The organism is Streptomyces sp. NPDC088246 (assembly GCF_044741025.1).
Classification (GTDB): Bacteria; Actinomycetota; Actinomycetes; order Streptomycetales; family Streptomycetaceae; genus Streptomyces.
In genome coordinates this window covers 478,809-500,540 of sequence record NZ_JBIURV010000002.1, presented here as the reverse complement: position 1 = coordinate 500,540, position 21,732 = coordinate 478,809, and the positions used below count along the sequence as shown (strand labels likewise).

20 protein-coding genes and 1 pseudogene are annotated in these 21,732 nt (G+C 70.1%); 10 read left to right on the top strand and 11 right to left on the bottom strand.

Annotation, left to right across the window (positions count from 1 at the left end):
* Positions 1 to 100: 100 nt before the first annotated feature.
* Together ACIPEK_RS04905 and ACIPEK_RS04900 are read right to left on the bottom strand one after the other, a co-directional pair.
* A complete protein-coding gene (locus ACIPEK_RS04905) occupies positions 101 to 859 on the bottom strand; it encodes a polysaccharide deacetylase family protein (RefSeq protein ID WP_401990823.1) in 759 nt (252 codons plus the stop codon).
* A gap of 226 nt (positions 860 to 1,085) precedes the next feature.
* On the bottom strand, positions 1,086 to 1,943 hold the full coding sequence (locus ACIPEK_RS04900) for a lysozyme (RefSeq protein ID WP_401990650.1): 858 nt from the start codon (positions 1,941 to 1,943) through the stop codon (positions 1,086 to 1,088).
* A 227-nt stretch (positions 1,944 to 2,170) separates the two neighbouring features.
* On the opposite strand from ACIPEK_RS04900, the gene ACIPEK_RS04895 reads away from it, so the two are divergent.
* Entirely contained in the window at positions 2,171 to 2,668 is a 498-nt protein-coding gene (locus ACIPEK_RS04895) for a MarR family winged helix-turn-helix transcriptional regulator (protein ID WP_401990647.1), read from the top strand.
* 27 nt (positions 2,669 to 2,695) lie between these two features.
* Here ACIPEK_RS04895 and ACIPEK_RS04890 read toward each other — a convergent pair whose 3' ends face one another.
* Positions 2,696 to 3,481, bottom strand: a complete 786-nt coding sequence (locus ACIPEK_RS04890; RefSeq protein ID WP_401990644.1) for a protein phosphatase 2C domain-containing protein — start codon at positions 3,479 to 3,481, stop codon at positions 2,696 to 2,698.
* 365 nt (positions 3,482 to 3,846) lie between these two features.
* Here ACIPEK_RS04890 and ACIPEK_RS04885 point away from each other — a divergent pair, with 365 nt between their 5' ends.
* From ACIPEK_RS04885 to ACIPEK_RS04860, 6 genes are all read left to right on the top strand, one after another.
* Positions 3,847 to 6,843: a nitrate- and nitrite sensing domain-containing protein gene (locus ACIPEK_RS04885; protein WP_401990820.1), complete on the top strand. Its 2,997-nt coding sequence runs from the start codon at positions 3,847 to 3,849 to the stop codon at positions 6,841 to 6,843.
* Positions 6,840 to 7,319, top strand: a complete 480-nt coding sequence (locus tag ACIPEK_RS04880) for a roadblock/LC7 domain-containing protein (protein ID WP_383074348.1) — start codon at positions 6,840 to 6,842, stop codon at positions 7,317 to 7,319. Before ACIPEK_RS04885 ends, ACIPEK_RS04880 begins: the two co-directional genes overlap by 4 nt.
* Positions 7,316 to 7,729: a DUF742 domain-containing protein gene (locus tag ACIPEK_RS04875; protein ID WP_037689183.1), complete on the top strand. Its 414-nt coding sequence runs from the start codon at positions 7,316 to 7,318 to the stop codon at positions 7,727 to 7,729. Before ACIPEK_RS04880 ends, ACIPEK_RS04875 begins: the two co-directional genes overlap by 4 nt.
* Complete coding sequence (locus tag ACIPEK_RS04870) at positions 7,710 to 8,360, top strand: ATP/GTP-binding protein (protein ID WP_383074350.1); 651 nt, start codon at positions 7,710 to 7,712, stop codon at positions 8,358 to 8,360. The genes ACIPEK_RS04875 and ACIPEK_RS04870 overlap by 20 nt, the downstream gene beginning before the upstream one ends.
* A gap of 30 nt (positions 8,361 to 8,390) precedes the next feature.
* Positions 8,391 to 9,629 carry a styrene monooxygenase/indole monooxygenase family protein gene (locus tag ACIPEK_RS04865; protein ID WP_401990639.1) on the top strand — a complete coding sequence of 413 codons (1,239 nt, stop codon included), beginning with the start codon at positions 8,391 to 8,393 and terminating at the stop codon, positions 9,627 to 9,629.
* Between the two features lie 708 nt (positions 9,630 to 10,337).
* The gene (locus tag ACIPEK_RS04860) at positions 10,338 to 10,553 is read left to right on the top strand and encodes a hypothetical protein (protein WP_401990636.1); all 216 of its coding nucleotides are present in this window, start codon (positions 10,338 to 10,340) and stop codon (positions 10,551 to 10,553) included.
* 283 nt (positions 10,554 to 10,836) lie between these two features.
* Here ACIPEK_RS04860 and ACIPEK_RS04855 read toward each other — a convergent pair whose 3' ends face one another.
* The gene (locus tag ACIPEK_RS04855) at positions 10,837 to 11,352 is read right to left on the bottom strand and encodes a hypothetical protein (protein WP_401990633.1); all 516 of its coding nucleotides are present in this window, start codon (positions 11,350 to 11,352) and stop codon (positions 10,837 to 10,839) included.
* 124 nt (positions 11,353 to 11,476) lie between these two features.
* On the opposite strand from ACIPEK_RS04855, the pseudogene ACIPEK_RS04850 reads away from it, so the two are divergent.
* Positions 11,477 to 12,334: pseudogene (locus ACIPEK_RS04850) on the top strand (tyrosine-type recombinase/integrase); the annotation flags it as partial.
* 235 nt (positions 12,335 to 12,569) lie between these two features.
* Here ACIPEK_RS04850 and ACIPEK_RS04845 read toward each other — a convergent pair.
* The 5 genes from ACIPEK_RS04845 to ACIPEK_RS04825 all read right to left on the bottom strand — a co-directional run bounded on the left by ACIPEK_RS04845 (position 12,570) and on the right by ACIPEK_RS04825 (position 18,571).
* The gene (locus tag ACIPEK_RS04845; protein ID WP_401990630.1) at positions 12,570 to 13,745 is read right to left on the bottom strand and encodes an NlpC/P60 family protein; all 1,176 of its coding nucleotides are present in this window, start codon (positions 13,743 to 13,745) and stop codon (positions 12,570 to 12,572) included.
* 160 nt (positions 13,746 to 13,905) lie between these two features.
* Positions 13,906 to 16,467 (bottom strand): PQQ-binding-like beta-propeller repeat protein, encoded by a 2,562-nt coding sequence (locus ACIPEK_RS04840; protein WP_401990628.1) that lies wholly within the window; start codon positions 16,465 to 16,467, stop codon positions 13,906 to 13,908.
* An 81-nt stretch (positions 16,468 to 16,548) separates the two neighbouring features.
* The gene (locus tag ACIPEK_RS04835; RefSeq protein ID WP_383073013.1) at positions 16,549 to 16,815 is read right to left on the bottom strand and encodes a hypothetical protein; all 267 of its coding nucleotides are present in this window, start codon (positions 16,813 to 16,815) and stop codon (positions 16,549 to 16,551) included.
* Between the two features lie 17 nt (positions 16,816 to 16,832).
* On the bottom strand, positions 16,833 to 17,588 hold the full coding sequence (locus ACIPEK_RS04830) for a TetR/AcrR family transcriptional regulator (RefSeq protein WP_383073014.1): 756 nt from the start codon (positions 17,586 to 17,588) through the stop codon (positions 16,833 to 16,835).
* Between the two features lie 47 nt (positions 17,589 to 17,635).
* Positions 17,636 to 18,571, bottom strand: coding sequence for a diiron oxygenase (locus ACIPEK_RS04825; protein ID WP_401990624.1), 936 nt, complete (start codon positions 18,569 to 18,571; stop codon positions 17,636 to 17,638).
* A 180-nt stretch (positions 18,572 to 18,751) separates the two neighbouring features.
* On the opposite strand from ACIPEK_RS04825, the gene ACIPEK_RS04820 reads away from it, so the two are divergent.
* Together ACIPEK_RS04820 and ACIPEK_RS04815 are read left to right on the top strand one after the other, a co-directional pair.
* On the top strand, positions 18,752 to 19,870 hold the full coding sequence (locus ACIPEK_RS04820; protein WP_401990621.1) for a ferritin-like domain-containing protein: 1,119 nt from the start codon (positions 18,752 to 18,754) through the stop codon (positions 19,868 to 19,870).
* A 140-nt stretch (positions 19,871 to 20,010) separates the two neighbouring features.
* On the top strand, positions 20,011 to 20,178 hold the full coding sequence (locus tag ACIPEK_RS04815; protein WP_401990619.1) for a hypothetical protein: 168 nt from the start codon (positions 20,011 to 20,013) through the stop codon (positions 20,176 to 20,178).
* A gap of 9 nt (positions 20,179 to 20,187) precedes the next feature.
* On the opposite strand, the gene ACIPEK_RS04810 is transcribed toward ACIPEK_RS04815, so the two are convergent.
* Together ACIPEK_RS04810 and ACIPEK_RS04805 are read right to left on the bottom strand one after the other, a co-directional pair.
* A complete protein-coding gene (locus tag ACIPEK_RS04810; protein ID WP_401990616.1) occupies positions 20,188 to 20,667 on the bottom strand; it encodes a DUF3291 domain-containing protein in 480 nt (159 codons plus the stop codon).
* Complete coding sequence (locus ACIPEK_RS04805; protein WP_401990613.1) at positions 20,664 to 21,731, bottom strand: amidase family protein; 1,068 nt, start codon at positions 21,729 to 21,731, stop codon at positions 20,664 to 20,666. Before ACIPEK_RS04805 ends, ACIPEK_RS04810 begins: the two co-directional genes overlap by 4 nt.
* Position 21,732: the final 1 nt, after the last annotated feature.

Here is a 21,732-nt window from a genome sequence, read left to right as displayed (position 1 = left end):
CACCACGTGCGCGACCGGTACGGACGGCCCGCCTTCCCGGCAACGGGTGGGCGGGCCGTTCCGCGTGCGCCTGGAGCCCTCGCTTTCCGGGACGTAGGGCTCAGGGGCGGTAGACGGTCCCCGGGACCGGCTCCGCGGGCGCCATCAGCTGCGGGACGGTGACGAAGGTGTAGCCCTGCTTCTTCAGCGCGTCGATGATGCCCGGCACGGCGGGCACCGTCCCCTTGTAGATGTCGTGCAGCAGGATGATGCCGTCCCGGCCGGCCTGGTCCAGGATGCGCTTCTTGATCAGAGCCGAGTCGGTCGTGGAGTAGTCCTTGGCGGTCGCGCTCCACAGGATCTGGGAGAGCCCCAGGTCCTTGCTGATGTCCGAGACGGTGTCGTCGGTACGGCCCTGCGGCGGGCGCATCAGACGCGGCTTCTTGCCGGTGATCTCCGCTATCGCGTCCTGAGTCTTCTCCAGCTCGTCGCGTATCTCGGCGGGCTTCTTGTCCGTCAGGATCTCGTGGGACCAGGTGTGGTTGGCCACCTCGTGCCCCTCGGCGGCGAGCCTTCGCACGGTGTCGGGGTGCTTCTTGACGTGGTTCTTGCCCAGCAGGAAGAAGGTCGCGTGCACCTTCTTCTCCTTGAGGATGTCCAGCAGATGCGGGGTGTCCTCACCCGGTCCCGCGTCGAAGGTCAGGGCTATGCACTTCGCCTTGCGGCAGTCCACCGGGCCGAAGGAGCCCTTGGCGTCGGAGCCCGCGTCGCCGCGCGCGGAGGCGGGCGCGGTGGTCTGCATGGAGCAGCCGCTCAGCGTCAGGGTGAGTGCCGTCACAAGAGCGGCGGCCAACCCTGTACCGATCGACTTCGTCTTCATGGACAAGGCGGGTCACTCCTCCGTAGCTGAACAAGGCGCACGGTGTGCGGCAGAGAAGGACTATACACATGGTGTATACATCAAGCGCATAGGGGCCTTCGTGTGCGGCTCGGAGGGCGAAACGCCTGGTCAGGTGGGAGTGAACAGGGAAGAGTCCCGGCGACTGGGTGAGTCGCCGGGACTCTGTTGTGTGAAGCGTCGGACCGGGCGGGCGCGGCAGGCCGGCTCAGCCGTTGGCGAGAGCCTGTACGCGGTCGAGGGCGCCGTTGAAGTGGTTGTGGTCGCCGACGTAGGGGCCGGACGAGGTGTACTGCCAGATCGTGTAGTAGCTCCAGCCGGCCGGGAGTTCGCCGACCGTGGTGTTGTAGCGGGCCACCCATAGCGGGTTGGTGGCGCCGAAGCTCGCATTGTTCCCGGTGCAGGTCTGCCACCAACTGGTCGCGGTGTAGATGACCGCGTCGCGTCCGGTGCGCGCCTTGTAGGTGTTCACGAAGTCACGGATCCAGGACACCATGCCTGCCTGGGTCTTGCCGTAGCACTGCGCGCCGTACGGGTTCCACTCGATGTCGAGCACGCCGGGCAGGGTCTTGCCGTCCTTCGACCAGCCGCCCCCGTGGTCCACGAAGTAGTTGGCCTGGACCGCGCCGCTCGTGGTGTCCGGGGTGGCGAAGTGGTACGCGCCCCGGATCATGCCGATGTTGTACGAGCCGTTGTACTGCTGGGCGAAGTACGGGTTCGTGTAGTACGTGCCCTCCGTGGCCTTGGTGTAGGCCCACTTCACGCCGCTGTTCCAGAGAGTCCCCCAGTCGACGTTGCCCTGGTAGCTGGCGACGTCCACACCTTCGGTCTGGGCGGCGCGGGTGTCGCGCGGCAGTCCGCCCTGGCCGTCGTGGGCGACGACGCCCATGCCCATCGTGGCCGTGCCCCGTGCGGGCTTCTTGGCCGCGGCGGCGGTGTCGTGGGTGCCCGCGGCGCTCGCCGCGCCGGGCAGGGTGAGGAGGAGGGAGAGGGCTGCGAGCAGGGTTCCGGCCGCGGCGAAGCGCGAGCGACGGGATGTTCCGGATCTGGATCTGAGCACCGGCATGTGAGTGCCTCCGAGGCCTTGGTGGGGGGACGTGCTGATCCCAGGGGGACGCCGGGCGAACCCCTGCCGGCATGTCATGGTGTGAACATGCCATGCATGACGCTACGCACGTAGACCCGCGCTGCGGAAGGGGGCCTGGGTGCTGCCGTTGGTCTACGCCTGCGAAATACTGGCCAAGCTGCGGCGATGACCAGCGGCGAAAGAAACTTTCAGCGGCAGGAAAGCTCATGAGGGGTGTTGACGTGCACGGGAGCGAAAGCGGTAGTGAACCCGGCGCGAGCGGAGAAAGTGGTGTGGACCACGCATTCCTTGCCCTGGAGCGGGAGTTGGCCGTCTTTCTGCGCCGGGCGCGGGCCAACTCCGGGGAAATGGCGCGCGAGGTCCACCCCGAACTGGAGGCCGCCGCATACGGACTTCTCGTACGACTGGAGTCGGCCGGGCAGCAGCGGGCCACCGATCTTGCGGCCTACTTCGGGGTCGGCAAGGCGACCATGAGCCGTCAACTGCGTGCCCTGGAGGCCCTCGGGCTGGTGGCGCGCGAGCCCGATCCGGCCGACGGCCGGGCCTCCCTCGTCCACCTCACCGCCGAGGGTCTGGCCCGCTATCGCAGCGTCCGCGACGCCCGACGCGACCGCTATGTGCGCAAGCTCGCCGACTGGGACCGGGCCGAGGTGGCCGAACTGGCCCGGCTGCTGCACCACTTGAACTCCCGGGCCGAGGACTGACGCCCCGGCCGCCCTCCCGGTGCGCCGTCACAGCACCGCGTAGACCGCCGTCGCGTCGTCGTGGGTCTTGCTGCGGCGCAGATGCGTGCGCTCCGTGTCCGCGTCCTCCAGCGCCCTGACGCGGTCGATCAGCCCCTGTGCGCCTTCCTTGTGGAGCACCCCGAGGCAGTCCGCCCAGTCGCCCGCGCGAAACATCTCGGTCCAGCGGGCCGCCCCGTCGGTCATCGCGGCCAGCGCCCGCACCTGGCCGAGCGGGGTGCGCCCGGTGACCGCGCGGGCCGCTACGGAGGGGTCGGCGGCGGCGGTGAAGAAGCCGCCCTCCTTGTTGCGTACCTGCGCGTCGGTGATTGCTTCGTCGGCCAGCGAGCCCGGTGGCAGGCGATCCAGCCGGTCGTCGAGGAGGGGGTGCACGTTTCCGTCGGGCGCCTCGAACAACAGTACGGAATCGGACAGCACCAGATGCTCGATCTCGCGTTCGTCCCAGCGCGCCATGACGACCGTCGCCTGCGGCGTCCTCACGTGAGAAAGGTCACACGAGGAGCGATGTGTATCGGCGGTGCGCCGGATGGACTCGGCCAGGATCTCCTGGAGGGTCAGATCCCGTCGCGAACCGGACAGTTCGACCAATGAGCCGCCCAGCCGTGCGGTGAACCAGGGGACCGAGTGCACACAACCGTCGTCACCCTGCGGCGGAGTCACTCCGTCGAGCAGGATCAGCGTCCCACCCTGGCCGGAGGCGGGCAGGGCGGTGGCGGCCCAGTCCTCGTTCGGTCGTTCAGCGCTGCCGGCGACGGTGGCGAGTTCGATTCGCATACGGCCAGTCTGCACGACGCCTTCACGAGCCCTGCACTGCCCAAGGTTGGCCTGTACCAGCAGGTCAGGCGGATGTCCGGAGCGGAAGGAAAGGCTCCGTGCGGCGTGCGGGCGGGCATCCTGCCAAAGCCTGGGCGGAAGTTCCAGCCGACGGCTCAGGTGTGCCGGACGCGCCCCCGGGGGAGACTTGTTGGTCAACTCCGGAGTGATGTTCACTCGTTCAGGTGGCGGAGTGGTTGATGCGCGTCTCCCTCTCAAAAGCACTGGAATGGTCAGAAGCCGTACCAGGAGTCGGGACGCTCGTTCACATGTGACCGTGCGTCACCTCTGCTTCAAGGGCGGACGAGTCAAGAATGCGAGCACCGGTGCAGAAGAAGCGGCCTCGGAGCAAGGGCAGCAAGCGCAGTGGTTCCGAGGTGACGCCTCCGGCACCCGCCGAGAGCGAGAGCACCCGGCGCACCGTGCGCGTACGCAGTCGGCTGGTTGCCGGCGTCGCGGTCGTCGGTATCACTGTCATCGCCGCGGGCGCACCCGCGGCCCTCAGCGCTTCCTCCGACCTGAACGACTCTCAGCGGCTGGTCACCCTCGCCGAGCTGAACCAACAGGCCATCGCGCTCGCACACGCCCTCGCGGACGAGCGTGACGAGGTCACCGCCTACATCGCGGCCGGCCGTGACGAGAAGTCCGGCCCCACGGCGGAAGGCAAGGGCGACCCCGGCAGCCGGAGCGCCCGCGTCGACCAGCAGGTGGACGAGATCAGGGGTGCGGCCCCGGCCGCACTGCGCCGCGACCTCTCCACCATTCCCTCCCTGCGCCGCGACGCGCTCAGCGGCAAGGGCACCGCGCTGGAGGCCCATCAGGCGTACTCCGAGGTCATCGCCAAGCTCCACGATCTCGCCGACGAGCTCGCCGAGAAGACCCCGCCGCGCGCCGCCGAGTCCACCCGCGCCCCGTTCGCCCTCGGCCAGGCCACCGAGCAGGCCTCCGCCACCCGCGGGCTGCTGATCGCCGCGCTGTCCGTACCCCGCAAGGTCACGACCTCGCAGATCGACCGGGTCACCGGGCTGCCCGTCCAGACCCAGGACGCGGGCAGCAGCAAGGACGACCGCACCCGTGACGAGCTGAGCGCCGCCGCCCAGCAGGCCCGGGTCCGCGAACTCTCCTCGCTCGCCGACTTCGACCAGGCCGCCGGAGCCACAGCCCGCGACAAGCTGTCGTCCACCGTCACCGGACCCGAGGTCAACAGCGCGGAGAAGTACCTCAACTCCCTCACCGACCGCCCCGAGCTGTCGGACTCCGACCAGAAGGCCAGCAGCAAGAAGGTCGAGGCGGCACTCTCCGCCCGGATCGACCGGATGCGGGGTGTCGAGTCCGCCCTCGGCACCGCACAGGTCCAGCGCCTGGAGCAGCTGCGCGACGATGACGTCACGGCGCTGGAACTGCGGATCGCGCTGCTCGGCGGCTGTCTGCTGATCGCCGTCGGCGTCTCCACCGCCGTGGCCCGCACCCTCACCCAGCCGCTCGCCGTCCTGCGGATCGGTGCCGCCCGCCTTGCCGCGGAACCCGCCACCGCCGAACCAATCCGCTACACCGGCCGCAACGACGAGTTCGCCCAGGTCGTACGGTCCATCAACGCCCTGCACGGCCAGCTGCACGGACTGCTCCACGAGTTCAACGGCCGCTTCGAGAGCCTGCAGACCGAGCGTGCCGAGCTGATCGCCGGACGCGAGGCCCTCACCGTCCAGCGCGCCGAACTCCAGGTCATGGCCTCCGACCTCACCGCCCAGCTGGAGCGGCTGAAGAACACGGTCCACCACACCTTCGTCAACCTCTCGCTGCGCACCCTCGGCCTCGTCGAGCGTCAGCTCGGTGTCATCGAGAGCCTGGAGGAGCGGGAGCACGACCCGGAGCGGCTGGCCACCCTCTTCAAGCTCGACCACATGGCCACGGTCATGCGCCGCCACAGCGAGAACATGCTGGTCCTCGCCGGCGCCGAGCACGGCCACGGCCATGCGGGCCCGATCCCGCTGGTCGACGTGTTGCGTGCGGCCGTCTCCGAGATCGAGCGGTACGAGCGGGTCACCATCCAGTCCCTGCCGCCGCACGCCCAGATCGCCGGTTTCGCCGCGGACGACCTCAGCCACCTCGTCGCCGAACTCCTGGAGAACGCGACCTCCTTCTCACCGCCGGATTCCCATGTCCAGCTCTCCGGCTGGCTGCTGGAGACCGGCGAGGTGATGCTCTCCGTCCAGGACGAGGGCATCGGGATGTCCGCCGTACGGATGGGCGAGCTCAACACCAGGCTCGGCGACCCCACGTTGTTCGAGGCGGGCGAACAGAGTGCGGACGGGGCCGGGCTCGGACTCCAGGTCACCTCCCTGCTGGCCGCGCGCCACGGTGTACGGGTCCAGCTGCGCGACCACGCGGGCACCGGCGGGGTCACGGCGGTCGTCGTCCTGCCCAAGACCATGCTGCCGAAGGCGCCACCGGCCGCCACACCACCGCCGGTGAAGGTCCCCGGGGACGCCCCCGCGGTGAATCTGCCGGGGTCGGTCGCCGAGGCCAACTCCAACGCACTGCCGGGGCGTACGCTCGCCCTGCCCGGCGACCCGCTGATCGCCGCGGCCGAGCAGACGATCCGCGAGTCCGGCGCCACCTCCGAGCCCGTGCCCGGGCACGCGGTGGGCAACGCCCCCGCCCCCGCTCCGGCCGCCCCCGCTCCGGCCGCCCCCGCTCCGGCCGCCGCCGAGGCCGAGATCACGATGCAGGTACGGCTCCCGGTGGTTCCGGAGTTCGCGGATGTCTCCGAGCTCACGGCGCCCGACCCGTACGCCATCGGCCCCGACCGCCACGAGCGCACTGCAGACGAGTCCCCGGAGCCGTACGCCGCGCCGGCCCCTGTGTCCGCCCCGGAGCCGTATACCGCTCCCGCCCCGGAGCCGTACACCGCTCCCGCCCCGGTCCCCGCACCCGCCCCGGCCCCCGCGCCCGTCGCCGACGCCCTGCCCGGCCCCCGGCAGCCGGTGCAGCACTCGCAGCCGCAGCAGGAGCGCATTACCGACAAGGGCCTGCCCAAGCGCACCCCCAAGGTCGTCAAGCCCACCACGGCACCCAGCGCCGAGCGCAAGGGCAGCCTGGACAAGGAAGCGCTGCGCCGTCGGCTCGGCGGCTTCCACCAGGGTGCGAAGGACGGCCGCCGGGACGTCGAGGCGGAGATCGCCGAGATCACGGCGACCCAGCCGTTCCCCGGGGCCCCCGCACACGCCGGGCGCTCCGCACTTACCGAGCACAGTGATCCGGCCGACCCCAGCGACGGCCGAGCCGATGAGACGGGGGACACAGTCGAGGAGGCACGCAGTTGACTGCGCCCAGCACATTCGGGCTGAGTACCGAGGCCCGGAACCTTCACTGGTTGCTGAGCAATCTGGTGGAGGAGGTGCCAGGGGTCCACTCGGTCACCGTCGTCTCGTCCGACGGACTGATGCTGCTCTCCTCCGACCCCGGCCATCTGACCACTCAGAGCACCGGACGGCAGGACGGCCCCAAGGGCTCCAGCGCCGACCTGGCCACCATCGTCTCCGGCATCGGCAGCCTCACCGTCGGCGCCGCCAAGCTGATGGGCGGCGGCGGCGTCAAGCAGACCATGGTCGCCATGGACGAGGGCAGCGTCTTCGTCATGTCGATCAGCGACGGCTCGCTGCTCGGTGTGCACGCCACCCCGGACTGCGACATGAGCGTCATCGCCTACCACATGGCGCTCTTCGTCGGCCGAGCCGGACACGTACTCACCCCCGAACTCCGCAGTGAACTGCGCAAATCGATGGAGAGCGCCCAGTGACGCCCGCTGCTGAACCCGCCCGAAGGCTTCCCGTCCGCGGGTCCGACCGAAGGCCCGCACGGGTCCGCCCGTACTCGCTCACCGGCGGTCGCACCCGCTTCGGCCACGTTCTGCTCGTCGAGACGTTCGTCGCCGCGCTGGAAGCGCCCGAGGAGCGCCGCGAGCTGACCAACGGCAACCTGGCCACCCGCGTCATGCCGGAGCTCCAGGCCATCGTCGAAATCTGCCGCCGGATGCGTACGGTCGCTGAGATCTCCGCCCTGCTGAAGATGCCGCTCGGCGTGGTCCGGGTGCTGCTCAGCGACTTGGCCGACCAGGGAAAGATCCGCGTGTACGGGACCGGTCACGGCACCGGCCAGCCCGACCGCGCACTGCTCGAAAGGGTGCTCAATGGACTCCGCCGTCTCTGAGTCGCCGCTCTTCGCCCCGCGTCAGCCGGGGGCCAAGGACCAGGCCGAAGAATCGCTGCAGGCCTGGCAGTTGGACCACACCAGGGCCCCCATCGCCACGAAGATCGTGGTCGCGGGCGGGTTCGGCGTGGGCAAGACGACCTTCGTGGGGTCGGTCTCCGAGATCACCCCGCTGAAGACCGAAGCGATGATGACCCAGGCCAGCGAGGAGACCGACGATCTCTCCGCGACACCCGACAAGGTCACCACGACCGTCGCGATGGACTTCGGCCGGCTCACGCTCGACGACGACCTCGTGCTGTACGTGTTCGGCACACCGGGCCAGCAGCGCTTCTGGTTCATGTGGGACGACCTGGTGCGCGGCGCGATCGGTGCGGTCGTGCTCGCCGACACCCGGCGGCTCGCCGACTGCTTCCCCGCACTCGACTACTTCGAGAGCTGCGGCCTGCCGTACATCGTCGCCGTCAACCACTTCGAAGGAACGCCGGGGTTCGATGCGGAGGACGTCAGGGAGGCCCTGACCGTGCCGCCGCACGTGCCTGTTGTGATCATGGACGCGCGTAACAAGATCACTGTCGTCGAGTCGCTGCTGGCCCTCGTGGGCCACGCCCTCGACGCCACCCCGGCATAGCTCGCACGCAACACGTAACGGAGAACCGCGATGCGGAAGATACTCATAGTCGGAGCCGGCCAGTCCGGTCTCCAGCTCGCCCTTGGACTGCAGTCCCGAGGGTACGAAGTCACCCTGATGTCCAACCGCACCGCCGACGAGATCCGCTCCGGCCGGGTCATGTCGACGCAGTGCATGTTCGACACGGCGCTCCAGTACGAGCGTGACTACCAGCTCAACTTCTGGGAGTCCCAGGCCCCGCGCATCGAGGGCCTCGGCGTCTCGGTCGCCGCGCCCGACTCCTCGCGCGCCGTCGACTGGGTCGGCAAGCTGGACGGCTTCGCCCAGTCCATCGACCAGCGCGTGAAGATGGCTGGCTGGATGGAGACCTTCGCCCAGCGCGGCGGGCAGCTCGTCATCCACGGTGCCGCCGTCTCCGACCTTGACTACTTCTCCCGTACGTACGACCTGGTGATGGTCTCCGCGGGCAAGGGCGAACTGGTCTCCATGTTCGGCCGCGACGCGTCCCGTTCGCCGTTCGACGCCCCGCAGCGTGCCCTGGCCGTCGCGTACGTCCACGGAATGGGCCCGCGCCCCGAGCACCCCGAGTTCGACGCGGTCCGCTGCAACCTGGTCCCCGGCGTCGGCGAGCTCTTCGTGATGCCGACCCTGACCACGTCCGGCCGTGCCGACATCCTGTTCTGGGAGGGCGTCCCGGGCGGCCCGCTCGACGCGTTCCAGGGCATCAAGGACCCCGCCGAGCACCTCGCCAAGACGCTGGAGCTCATGGAGCGGTTCCTGCCGTGGGAGTACGCACGCGCCACCAAGGTCGAACTGACCGACGCGAACGGCACCCTGGCGGGCCGTTACGCCCCGACCGTCCGCAAGCCGATCGGCCGGCTGCCCGGCGGCGGTCTGGTCCTCGGCGTGGGGGACGTGGTCGTCGCCAACGACCCGATCACCGGCCAGGGCTCCAACACGGCCTCCAAGTGCGCGAACTCCTACCTGAACTCGATCCTCGAGCACGGCGACCGCGAGTTCGACGCGGAGTGGATGCAGGCCACGTTCGACCGGCACTGGGAGACCACGCAGCACGTCGTGAAGTGGACCAACGCGATGCTCGGCGTACCGCCGGAGCACGTACTGAACCTGATCGGCGCAGCCGGCCAGCTCCAGCCGGTCGCCAACCGCTTCGCCAACGGCTTCAACAACCCGGCGGACTTCGAGAACTTCTTCTTCGACCCGGAGAAGACGAACGCGTACCTGGCCGAGGTCTCGGCCGCTGTGTAAACGCCTGACCTGCGAAGCAGCGGTCAACGGTGGTGAACGTTGGTGACTGTGGGCCGCCCTCCGACGGCCCACGGACGGCCCGGCCATCGGCCCGGTGAATGGCTCTGACACCCGCGTGACACCTGACACCGTCACGCGCCCTGACACCAGGTCCTGACACTGCCTGACGCCCGGAGCCCTGTCCCTCCTGACGCCCCGCCCACCGACCGACGGTTCACAGCCTGGAGCGCCGCTCCGGCGAGGAGGGCCACGCGTTCGTCACTCTCTATCGCGGCTCTTGTGGGGGTCTGTGGGGGTCCCACAGACCCCCACAGAATGTCCCCCGAGGCGTCCTGTGGGGGGCGCAGGGCCGTTTTCCGGGGGCGGTTTGTGGAACCCCCACACCCACCACATGCAGGTCAGAGACCCCCGCGGCCGTGTGGGACCCCCACAAGGTTGTGGGGGCCTGTGGGGTCGAATCCAGGACTGCCCTGCTAGAGCGTGTCTGACGGGTCGCGTCATGCAGACCGTCCCCACCCCCAGAGCTGCCATCGCTCCGCCGTCCGTCCCGCCTTCCCAGTCGGCCGCGAAGGCCTTGGGCGGGCCGGGTCAGCGGCCCTGCTCCCGACAGCCATGCCACCTGAATGGCGCAACATGATGTGCCATCCACATGGGCGAAGCACAAGCTGGCTAGTGCCCCACCGAGGTAATCCGTGAAAGGGGAACCAAATGCACATTCGACGAATCCTCGCCGCCGTCATCGCCACGGCAGCCCTCGCCGGACTCGGCCTCACAGGCGCCGCCACCGCCACCGCCGCCACCGCAAAGGGTGCCCCATCCTACGTCACCCCTTCTGAGTGCAAGCAGGGCGGCGGAGAGCCCCGGATCGACTTGCCGGGCAACCCCTGCAAGGGCGGTACGCACGACGGGGAGCCGGTCGACTAACAGGCCCTAAACCCCACAAGGCGCCCCGCAGCCACGCGCCGCGGGGCGCTCCCGCGCGAGCGTAGCCGGGAGAGTCGCAGGGACTGTGCCGACCCGTCGGACACGCCCTGGACCTAGCACCCGTCACCGCTAGGTCTAGCACCCCCGCTAGCAGCGAATCATGCGGCTGAGCTGCGCACTAGCGTCTAGCAGTGGGTGCGAGAAGACCCCGGTTCCGCTTGGAAACCGGGGTCTGGGCAGGGGCTTGCCCTGAAAGCTAGCGCAGGGGGCGAGCAAGGTGACGTCACTGTGGCAGGAAGCCCGGCTTCTCTCGCCCAAGTGCCTGAAGCTGCGCGAGGTAGTCCTGGGCAGACGGCTCGGTGCTGTAGCGGCGCTTCACTTCGGCCGCGAGCTCCCGACTCGTCATGATGAGCGACGGCACCGACTGCCGGTCGCCTTGAAGCGCACGCTCTCCCATGATGAGTGCCTGTTCCAGGTCGCCCTCGCGTGCGGCCGTCACGCCCAGCGTTACGCGCGCCTCAGCGTTGCGCATCGGCGCGCGCTCGGTGCCGTCGAAGTCCGTACCCGCACGCAGCACCTCTTCGGCAAGGGCCCTGGCCAGCTTGTCCTCCCCGACCAAGCGGTAGCAGTCCATCGAATAGAAGTCGAACTTCGCCGGGTCGACCACGAAGTGGTTGTCCAGGTTCTCCGGGTGCGGCATGCCTTCGAGTAGGCGCCGCCCCTTGTCCAGCGCCGCCTCGACCTGTCGCCGGTCACCGAGCCGAGCCCACGCCTTCGCCTCTTGGTCGGCAAGCTGCACCGCGACACCGTGGTGGGCCGCGACCTCTGCCCCTGCCTGAGCCGCTGCGATGACTCCGCGGTAGTCCCCGGTCGTGAGAGCAAACCAAGCCCGCATCTCGTGAGCCCACCCGGCGACTTCGGAACATGTCCGCGAGTGGGTGGCCACCCTCGAACAGCGCGGAATCCCTGGCCCCTACGCCCGAGCGATCTACTCCAATGTGCGAGCCGTGCTGAGCGCCGCCGTTGACGACAAGTACCCGAACCGCAACCCGTGTTCCGTGCGTTCCGTCAAGCAGCCGGTTGTTGAGCGGAAGCCGGTCGTTCCGTGGCTTGCTGAGCGGGTGTTCGCCGTGCAGGCCGCGATGCCGGAGAGGTATCAGGCGATGGTCGACCTGGGGGCGGGCTGCGGCATGCGGCAGAGCGAGATCCTGGGCGTGACCGTGGACGCCTTCGACTTCGAGACCGACACCCTTCATGTGGTGCAGCAGCTCAAACTCAGCCGGAGCAAGCCGGTGTTCGCACCACCCAAGGGCGGGAAGCTGAGGGACGTTCCGCTGCCTGGCCCCGTGGCCGACGCTCTCAAAGCGCACATGAAGCAGTACCCACCGGTCGAGATCACCCTGCCGTGGCGGCGCGCTGACGGCCCGAAGGTGACCAAGCGTCTGATCTTCACCGCGCCGATGGGCAACCACGTGTGGCGCACCTCGCTCAACGACGGCGCGTGGAAGCCCGCATTGGTGGCGGCCGGAATCATTCCGGAGCCTGAGACCGAGGAGGGCAGCTATGCCGCGGCGCGAGAGCACGGCATGCACGCTCTCAGGCACTTCCACGCGTCGGCCCTCCTTGATGGCGGGGAGAACATCAAGGCCGTGAGCGAGTACCTGGGACACAGTGACCCGGCCATGACGCTCAGGGTGTACGCCCACCTCATGCCGAGCAGCCGGGAGCGCACGCGAAAGGCCATCGCGACGGCCTACAGCAAGGGCCCGATTCGGGGCTGACGGCCCACAGACGGCCCACGGGACGTCAGAAGCCTCTCATCTGCGGAAAGTTCGCAGGTGGGAGGCTTCTGATATGAGTGGCTTACTTCTCCGACCCGGAGAAGACGAACGCGTACCTCGCCGAGGTGTCCGGGGCAGCGTCGGCCGCCTGACCGCAGCAGCCGGGCCGAGTCCCGTCGGGAATCCGACGGGACTCGGCCCGGCTGTCATGTGCGGACGTCACGGCCCCGGCTGCCTACTGCTCGGGCGCCGACGACGAGCTGTACCCCGAGTCCGAGCCCGAGGACGCCCCCTGCGGGAGCTGCGGCGGCTTGTACCCGGACAACGGCGCGCTCTGCGGATCCGGCCGTACGGCACCCAGCAGCGGATTCGACGCCACCGGCGAGACCTTCACCTGCGAACCCGGCCGGGGCGCCTGCACCACCTGTCCGTTGCCGATGTACAGCGCCACATGAGTGGCCTTCGGGAAATAGATCACCAGGTCGCCCGGGCGCAGCGCGTTGAGCGGCACCTTCGGAAGCTGCCGCCACTGCTCCTGCGAGGTCCGCGGAATGACCCGGCCCGCCTTCGCCCAGGCCTGCGAGGTGAGCCCCGAACAGTCGAACGAGTTCGGCCCCTCCGCGCCCCACACGTACGGCTTGCCCACCTGCCGGATCGCGTACTTCACCGCCTCGCCGCCGGCCTGGGACGGCGACCAGGTCGAGGACAGGGCGCCAGAGGCGGCCAGGGCGCCCTGTGCCTTCGCCATGCCCCGCTGTTCCAGCCGGGACAGCTCGGCGAGCTGTGTGCCGGAGAGCGTGGCCAGTTCCGCCTCGACGGCCTTGAGCCGCGACTGCACCGCGTTCCGCTGCTTCTTCTGCTTCGTGGCCAGAGCCTGCTGCCGGTCCAGCACCTTGCGGGACTCGGCGGCCAGGTCGTCGGCGCGCTTCTCGGCGCCGGTGAGCCGCTTCACGGTGGCCGCCCGCCCGGCCGCCGCACGCCGGATCACATGCTCCTGGTCCAGGAAGTGCTCGGGATCACGGGCCAGCATGAGCTGCATGTACGAGGAGATGTCGGACTGCCCCTGGTATTCCTCACGGGCCAGCTGCCCCGCCTCGTCGTGGCTGTCGGCCAGCGCGGTCCGGGCGGCGACGAGGGAGGTGTGGAGCTTCTTCGCCTGCGCTTTGCGCTTCTTCAGCTCCGCTGCGGTCCCGTTGTACGTCTCGGTGGCCTCCTCGGCCTGCTGGTACAGCTTCTGCAGCTCGGTCAGCAGCTGGGCGACGCTCTTGTTCGTGGCCGCGGGGGCGGCGGCCGAATTCGCGGCGGGGCCCGCGGCGGGGCTCGGGTCCACGGGAGCGGCGGCTGCCGGCGAGGTTACGACTAGCGTGGTCAGGGTCGCGGTGCAGACCGCACGCAGGACTCCGCCTGACACGACATCACCTCCGGTGACGGGGCGAGTCATGGGACTTCCCCATGAGTGAGCGCATCAAATACGGTCACTCGGTGTCACGAGATGCAAGAACCGTGCGGTGTGGCGGCAGACGGGTTCGCCCGGAAGGCGGCGGGCGGGGGCGGACCCCCTGAGCCTTCGCTCAGGCGACCGGGAAGGCGTAGAAGATCCGGTCGCGCTGGACGACAGCGGTCTTTCCGGTCGCCAGCACCCGGTACGGAGCGGTGACTGTGGGCCCCTTCGGGTCCTGCGACCCGATGTCCTGGAACTTCCACAGCCGTCGCCCGTCCTGTGCCGCGAACGCGGTGACCTGGGCCCCGTCCGCGGCCAACAGCGTCCTGCCGGTCGTACTGAGCGTCACCGCGGGGGCGGCGGTGCCGGGTGCCGCCTCCGTCGAGCGCCGCCAGCGCAGCCGCCCCGTCTCCCGCTCGACCGCGCCCACTTCCTGGTTGCGGTTGGTGGTGTGCAGAAGCGTGCCGGTGGCGACGGGGGTCCCGTACGGGGTCCCGGTGGTGCCGTTCAGCGTCCACTTCGGCTTGCCTGCGGGGATCTCGAAGACCTGGAGATCGTCGCCCACCGCCGCGTACAGCAGGCCCCGGTCGTCCCCCATGGCCGCTCCGTCCGGTGCGATCGTGCCGAACGACCTGCTCCACAGCAGCTTTCCGGTCTTCTGGTCGAAGCCCCGGAAGACTGCTTTCCCCTTGGCGGCCTTCACGTCGCCGGGTGTCAATGTGCCTGTGCTCTGACGTACGACGAAGTCGTCCTGCCCGACAGCGATCAGCCGGTGGACGGGGGCGGCCGGTCCGCGCCCGGTGGGTACGGGGGTCCGCCACAGTTCCTTGCGTTGCAGGACGTCGTAGGCGAAGAGGTACGACTTGACGACCTGAGTGTCCTTGCCCCGCTTCTTGCCCTTCTTCGGAGCCGGGGCCTTGACCGTCACCTTGTTGGAGCCGGTGAACCAGACCACCGGGCCGAACGTGCCGACGATCTCCGACACCGCGAGGTTCGGCGCCCCGGTGAACCCGTCCGCGTATCCCGCCCGGTGCGCGACCTTGCCGTCCTTCGGCGACAGCCACAGGAACTCGGACGGACCCGCGACGAAACAGAGGTCCTTCCCCGCCGGCAGTGCGGCCTGTCCCTTGGCGGCGTCCGTGTTCTCCCAGACCCGGCGCCCGGTACGCAGATCGATGCCGGCCGCCCCGCTCTCGCTGGTCAGCACCAGCAGCCGGTCGTTCCAGAGGGCTGCGGTGAGCGGCGGAGGTTCGGCCGCCGGGTGCGTGTACACCCAACGCGGCTGAGGCGGCAGCCCCGCGACGGTGGGACCGCTGCGGCTCGGCGCGGGCTTGGGATCGTCCGTCGTGCCCCCGTCACCGGACCCGAGTGCGAGCACCCCACCCCCGCCGACCACCAGCCCGGCGGCCCCGGCAGCGAGCCCGACGAAGAGGCTGCGCCGACCGACGGCGGGGGAGGCGGGGGCGGCCGGGGCGGGGGCGGGAGCCGCGGGGACCGGCAGCGGGCGGGGCGGCAGCGCAGCGACGGGCGGGAGCACGGCAGGAAGCCCGGCGGCGGGGGCGGCCGGGGGCGCGGCGGGGGGCGCGGTGAGCTCGCGCGGTACGGACAGCTGGGTCGTGGGCCGGTCGGTCCTCGGGACGTGGCGCCCGATGTTCCCCAGCTGAGTGGTACGGGTGTCCCGGACGGGGGAGAGTTCGCGGCCGGGCGCGTCGGCCGGTGCATCCGATGGTGTGGCGTCCGCAGGTCCGTCGGCGGGTCTGTCGACCGGCGCATCCACCGGAGGGCCGGCCGAGACCAACTCCCTTACCCGCAAACCCTGCTCCGTCACCGCAGCCGCCAGCCGCTCCGGCAGCCAGTCGCCCTTCGCCAGGCCCGCCGCCCCCTCGAGGGCCAGCTCCGCCGCCACCGTTCCCGCACTCGGCCGGTCGGCCGGGTCCTTCGCGAGGCAGCCGGCGATCAGGTCACGCAACTCCTCTGGAACCGCGCCGAGTTCGGGGTCGGTGCGGGCGATCCGTTCGGCGCCCTCGGCGGCCGGGCCGTCGGCGAGCGGGGTCGTGCCGGTCGCCGCGTACGCCAGCAGCAGGCCCAGCACGAAGAGATCCGAGGCCGGTCCGGGCTCCTCGCCCTCAACTTGTTCCGGGGTGAGATATCCGAGCCTTACGGACAACTGCCCGCCGGGCCGGACCTCGGCGGCGGCCGCAGCGCCCAGCGGGCCGAACGCGGTGAGTCGTGGTCCGTCCTCGGCCAGCAGCACCGTCCCGGGAGCCAGGCCCTGGAGCACGGCTCCGGTGGCGTGCACGCGGGAGAGGGTCTCGGCGATGCCCGCACCCAGTATCCGCACGGCACGCTCGGGAAGCGGCCCCATGACATCGATCGCCTCGGAGAGCGTCATCGCGGGTACGTAGGGGCCGGCCGTCCACGGCAGGTCGTCGTCCGCGTCATCGGCCGGAGTGTCGAGCTGCGGCTGGACCCAGCCGCCGGCCAGCCGGTCCGCGGTGCGGGCCTCCGCCTGGAAGCGGCGCCGGAAGGCGGGCAGCGCGGCGAGTTCGGGACGGGCGGCGGTGACCACCACGGGTCTGTCCGCGGCCGTGTCGTGCGCGAGGTACTGCACGGCGCTCGCGGTCTCGCGGCACCGGGCCAGCACGGTGTACGGACCGATGCGGCGTGGATCGTCCTGACGCAGCGCCTCCATGGCGCACCCCCTTGCTGACCGTGCCCGGCACCAGAGCGTCGATCTTAGACCGATCCCCCCGGCCCGCCGGGTGCCGCACCCTCAGCCCGGCTTCGACCAGGGCCACTTGGGGCTGTGCCGTTCACGGCCCTCGGGGGCGTACTCGTACACCCAGCCCCGCGGAATCCCCAGCCGCTTGGAGTGGCCGGCGGGCACCCGGCGGTACGCGTACACGGTGGCGGGCCCGCCGCCGGCGGCCGGCACCGGGACCTCGTACCACTTGGGCGGATGGCCGGTCGGACCGACGAGGACGGGCAGGACCCGCCCGTCCAGGGGGCCGCCGCTGAAGGGGGTGTTCTCGCTTCTCACCGCCCCAGTCTGACCGATCAGCCCTCGGGCAGCAGATGGGCCGCCCCGCCGACGACCGGGATCAGTCGTTCCGCCAGCCGCCCGGCCGGACCTGCGGCGTTCTCCAGAGGCAGCAGCTCCGCCACCGCCGACGCGGTCTCCGGGTCCGTCGCCGCCGTCGCGGCCAGCAGCGCGATCAGCTGGTCGACCAGCCAGTCGCGCAGATCGGCCGCGGCGGGCTGCTTCCCCTCGTCCAGCCATATCAGGGACGCCGCTTCGACGGCCGCGATCCAGGTGCGCACCATCATCCGCAGCCGGGGTCCGGGCTCGGCCCCCGCATCCGCGCCGCCCCGGCCCAGGTGCAGCAGGATCTGCTCGGCCGCCGCCCGCCGCACCTCGTCGACGATCGCGGTCGTACGGGAGGTCTCGACGACGCTCCCGCCGCGCAGCAGTGCGCTGAAGCCGGCGTCGTGCTCGTCCACGAAGGCGAGATAACGGTCGAGCACCCGCAGCACCCGCTCGGTGGGCGGCCCCACGGGCGGCTCGCTGAAGCACAGGATCAGTTTCTCGGCGGCCGACCTCAGCGCCGCCTCGTACAACTGCTGGCGTCCGCCCGGGAAGTAGCGGTACACAAGTGGGCGGGAGACTCCGGCGACCGTCGCCACCTCGTCGAGCGAGACCTCGTCGGGGGCCCGGTGTGCGAACAGGGTGAGCGCCGCACCGAGGAGCTGGGTGCGGCGCTCCTCGACGCTGAGCCTTCGGTACGCACGGGTCGGCGGCGCGGCAGTGGTCATGCCATGAAGCCTAGGCGCTCCGCCCGTACGGGCAATGGGGCGTCGGCTCAGGCGAGCAGGCCGGAGCTCTTCCACAGCCTGCGTCCCACCCCGCCCAGCACCCCGATGTCGTCCAGGAAGTCCGTCAGCCGCTTCGCGCCGGTCTGCATGACCTCCGCCCGGTGACCGCTCGCCTTCACCTGGGCGACGGCCTCGCGGCGGTCCAGGCCGACGTTCTCGTACACCAGCGGGTTGATGAAGCACACGGAGAAGACACGGGCCGCCTCGCCGCAGCTCACCCGGGTGAACTCGCGCTCCCAGCGCGGGGCGGTCACCATCTGGCGGCGCAGCTCCTCGCGGGCGTACCGGACGTGCCGTGCCTCCTCGACGACATGGATGCGGGTCACACCGCGCACCAGGGTCTGGACGCGCTCGTCCGGGAACGTCAGCCGCTGCATCCAGTCGAGGATCTCCTCGCCGAGCAGGGTCGCGGCGAACGAACCGGGTGTGGTGGAAACGGTCTTCAGCACGCGGGCGAGGTTGTGATAGACGCGCGGTACGGGGTAGTCGGGCGAACCGCTCCACTTGATCATGCGGCCGAACATCATCGAGTGCCGGCACTCGTCGGCTATCTCGGTGAGCGCGTAGCGGACGTGGTTGCTGGTCACCGGCTTGTCGTAGATGTGCCGGACGAGCAGCTGCATGAGGATGATCTCGAACCAGATGCCCAGCGAGGCCAGCGAGGCCGCCTCGTGCCTGGCCAGGTCCAGTCGCTGCTCCTGCGACATCCCCCGCCACAGCGGGGTGTCGTAGAGCGAGACGAGCTCGGGCGGCCAGAACCACTTGCCGTCCTCGATCGCCGATTCCCAGTCGAGTTCCTTGTCCGGATCGAAGGAGTGCTTGGCCGAGGATTCGAGCAGCCGCTCGGCGATCTGCTCGCGGTCCCGGAGCGGGCCGAGTGCATCGCGAAGCAACTGCACGTCGCGTTCGGTCACTGTCGTCATGGCTGGAGGCACCTCACCTATGGGTTACCGGCGGTCACTTCTTATGAGACTCTCCGTCAGTAAGGCCGTCAATCCCTTGCGCACGACTTGTTGACCCGGCGTCTACCAACGTGTGAACCTGCCAACTGACGCAACCGCCAAGGGACTTATCGGAGTACGCAAGGCGAGAAGGAGCCGTCCGTGTCGACACACGACCTCTACACCACCGCCCCCGACGCGCCGCTGTGGCAGGTGCCCGCCTCCGGCGCCGCCCGCTTCAGCTGGGACTACGACGACGGTCGCGAACGCCTGCTCGCCCTCTACCAGAAGGGCAAGGACAAGCAGTGGGACGGCAACAAGCGCATCGACTGGTCCCTGGAGGTCGACCCCGCCGACCCGCTCGGCACCCCGGACGACGTCCTCACCCTGTACGACACGCCGCACTGGGCGAAGATGACCGACAAGGACCGGGGCGAGCTGCGTAAGCACTACACCGCCTGGCAGTTCAGTCAGTTCCTCCACGGTGAGCAGGGCGCCATGGTCTGCGCCGCCAGAATCGTGGAGTCCGTCCCCGACCTGGACGCGAAGTTCTACTCCGCGACCCAGACGATGGACGAGGCCCGGCATGCGGAGATATACAGCCGGTTCCTGCACGAGAAGGTCGGGATGCTCTACCCGGTCAACGACAACCTCCAGGGCCTGCTCGGCGACACCCTGCGCGACTCCCGCTGGGACATGCCCTACCTCGGCATGCAGGTCCTCATAGAGGGCCTCGCCCTGGCCGCGTTCGGCATGATCCGCGACACGACGTCCAAGCCGCTGCCGAAGCAGATCCTCGCGTACGTCATGCAGGACGAGGCCCGGCACGTCGCCTTCGGGCGGATGGCGCTGCGTGACTACTACAAGCAGCTGAGCGACGCCGAACTGCGCGAACGCGAGGAGTTCGTCATCGAGGGCTGCTATCTGATGCGCGACCGGCTCAGGGGCGTCGAGGTACTGGAGAACTTCGGCATCGGCAAGCAGGAGGCCGAGAAACTCTCCGAGCAGTCACCGTTTCTGCAGCTCTTCCGCAAGCTGCTGTTCAGCCGGATAGTGCCGTGCGTCAAGGACATCGGCCTGTGGGGCGAACGGCTTCAGAAGGCGTACGTCGACATGGGCGTCCTCGAACTCGGCGACTCCAGCCTGGACCTGCTGATGGCCCAGGACGAGGAGCTGGCCGAGCAACTGGACCGGGACCGTTTCGCGGCGGAGGAACAGGCCAGGGTCGCGGAGGTCGAGGAGGCGATAGCCCAGGGCGAAACGAGTACCTCGGGGGACTGAGAGCGAAGCGGCCGGCCGGCGGGGACCGGGTCGCAGAGCTGCGAGACGAATCCCCGCAGCTGCTCCGCCACCTGCTTCGGCACCTTCAGCGGCATCGCGTCACGGGCGAGTGCCAGGTCGTGCGACAGAAGACCAGCGGTGTGTCGAGCAGCCTCCCGATGTGCGCCTGGGGCGACGGGAACACGGGCGCCATGGTCGCCGTCGTCACGTCCGAGACCGCGGTGAAGGACCCGCGGTCCATCGACCTGAGGCAGCTGGCGGCGGACACCGCGAAGGTCAGGTCCGAGGTGCGCAAGCCGATCGGCTGATCAGTCCGTTCAGCCCATGGCCGCGGTCGGCGGCGGGAAGGACTTCCGAAGAGTGAACGCCCGCTCGGTGGGCCCGTGTTCACGCAGATGGAGCAGGCGCTCCTCGGCGTCCTGCACCGTCGGGCGCACGCCCGCCTCCACCCACCACAGGGCCGTCATGGCCTCCTCCACCCGCTCGAACCACTCGCGCCGCCGCGCCAGCAGCTCACGGTGCTGCCCCTGGTACATGAACGCCGTCAGTGCGTCCGTGTCGCGCCACACCGACATGTTCACGATCAGCCAGGTGTCCCCGAAGACCGGTACGTCGGTGGCGTTGCCGGTCTCGCTCTGCAGCCGCCAGACGAAGCCGGTGGCCCGGTCGGCGACCGCGTTCACCGGGTCGAGGGCGTCGACGAAGTCCTTCAGCTCGGGGGAGTCCAGGGGGAATCTGAGACGGGCTGTGTTCACCTGGGCCAGCTCATGGCCGGTCTGTCGGTCGCTGTGTGTCATGGCCACACGGTAATCAGTGCGTTCTCCACAGCACGGGCCATTCCGAGCAGTGAGACGTCCGCCCCGCGCTCTGCGGCCAACTGCAGCCCGACCGGGCAGCCGTCCGCCGTGAATCCGGCGGGCACACTCGCGGCGGGATGGCCGCTGAGGTTGAACGCCCAGGTCAGGGCGGTCGAGTAGAGATCGCCCGGACCGTCGTGGCCGTGCGGGCGGTTGGGGGTGGTCGGGGTGAGCAGCAGAGGAGTACGGGAGAACAGGGCGTCGAGCCGGAGGTCGTTCTCGCGGCGGATCTCCGTGGCGGCCGGGGACGGCTCCCCGCTCCGGACCGCCTGCCATGCCTCTCGCGGGTCGAGCAGCTCGCACGTACGGTCCACGAGCCGCACCACCCCGCCCGCCACGAGCCGCCCCACCGCGTGCCGGACGACCGACTCGACTTCCGGGTCGACCTCCGCGTACCCCAGACCGGGGCTGAAGACAGCGGGGATCGGAAGATCCGCCGCCGCCGGTTCGCAGCCGTCCAGGACACAGCTCAGAAAGGTCTGGGCCTGGGCCGCCGAACGGGTCAGCACCCCGGCGGAAGCGAGCCCGGACCGGTCGGGGGAAGGCAGCAGGCCGTTCGTCGTCTTCAGGCCGAACACCCCGCACCACGCCGCCGGAATCCGTACCGACCCCGCCCCGTCGCTGCCGGTCGCCAGTTCCACCAGATCCGCCGCGACCGCCACCGCCGAGCCCGCCGAGGAGCCGCCGGGTGTGCGCTCGGGGTGCCACGGGTTGACCGTACGGCCGTATGCGCCCAGCCCCCAGGTCTGCCAGGGCGTGCCGGGACCGGGCACCGAGGTCGCGCCGACCGGGACGCCACCGGCCGCGGCCAGTCGCCGGGCCGCGTACGAGCGGATACCGGCCGGCCCCTTGACCGCGAACGGCATACCGGCCAGCGGAAGCCGACGAGCCCGGTCCTCGTCGGCGAGCGCCCTCTCGGGCCACACCTCGATGAACGCGCACAGGCGCGGATCCTCCCGCCCGATCCGCTCCAGCGCCCGGCCCACCTCGCCCGCATCCGTCACG

Coding starts and splice junctions, on each gene's coding strand:
- ACIPEK_RS04860 (WP_401990636.1), top strand. CDS start 10,338: ATGCACATTCGACGAATCCTCGCCGCCGTCATCGCCACGGCAGCCCTC.
- ACIPEK_RS04830 (WP_383073014.1), bottom strand. CDS start 17,588: ATGACCACTGCCGCGCCGCCGACCCGTGCGTACCGAAGGCTCAGCGTC.
- ACIPEK_RS04905 (WP_401990823.1), bottom strand. CDS start 859: ATGAAGACGAAGTCGATCGGTACAGGGTTGGCCGCCGCTCTTGTGACG.
- ACIPEK_RS04890 (WP_401990644.1), bottom strand. CDS start 3,481: ATGCGAATCGAACTCGCCACCGTCGCCGGCAGCGCTGAACGACCGAAC.
- ACIPEK_RS04840 (WP_401990628.1), bottom strand. CDS start 16,467: ATGGAGGCGCTGCGTCAGGACGATCCACGCCGCATCGGTCCGTACACC.
- ACIPEK_RS04900 (WP_401990650.1), bottom strand. CDS start 1,943: ATGCCGGTGCTCAGATCCAGATCCGGAACATCCCGTCGCTCGCGCTTC.
- ACIPEK_RS04895 (WP_401990647.1), top strand. CDS start 2,171: ATGAGGGGTGTTGACGTGCACGGGAGCGAAAGCGGTAGTGAACCCGGC.
- ACIPEK_RS04825 (WP_401990624.1), bottom strand. CDS start 18,571: ATGACGACAGTGACCGAACGCGACGTGCAGTTGCTTCGCGATGCACTC.
- ACIPEK_RS04870 (WP_383074350.1), top strand. CDS start 7,710: ATGGACTCCGCCGTCTCTGAGTCGCCGCTCTTCGCCCCGCGTCAGCCG.
- ACIPEK_RS04810 (WP_401990616.1), bottom strand. CDS start 20,667: ATGACACACAGCGACCGACAGACCGGCCATGAGCTGGCCCAGGTGAAC.
- ACIPEK_RS04865 (WP_401990639.1), top strand. CDS start 8,391: ATGCGGAAGATACTCATAGTCGGAGCCGGCCAGTCCGGTCTCCAGCTC.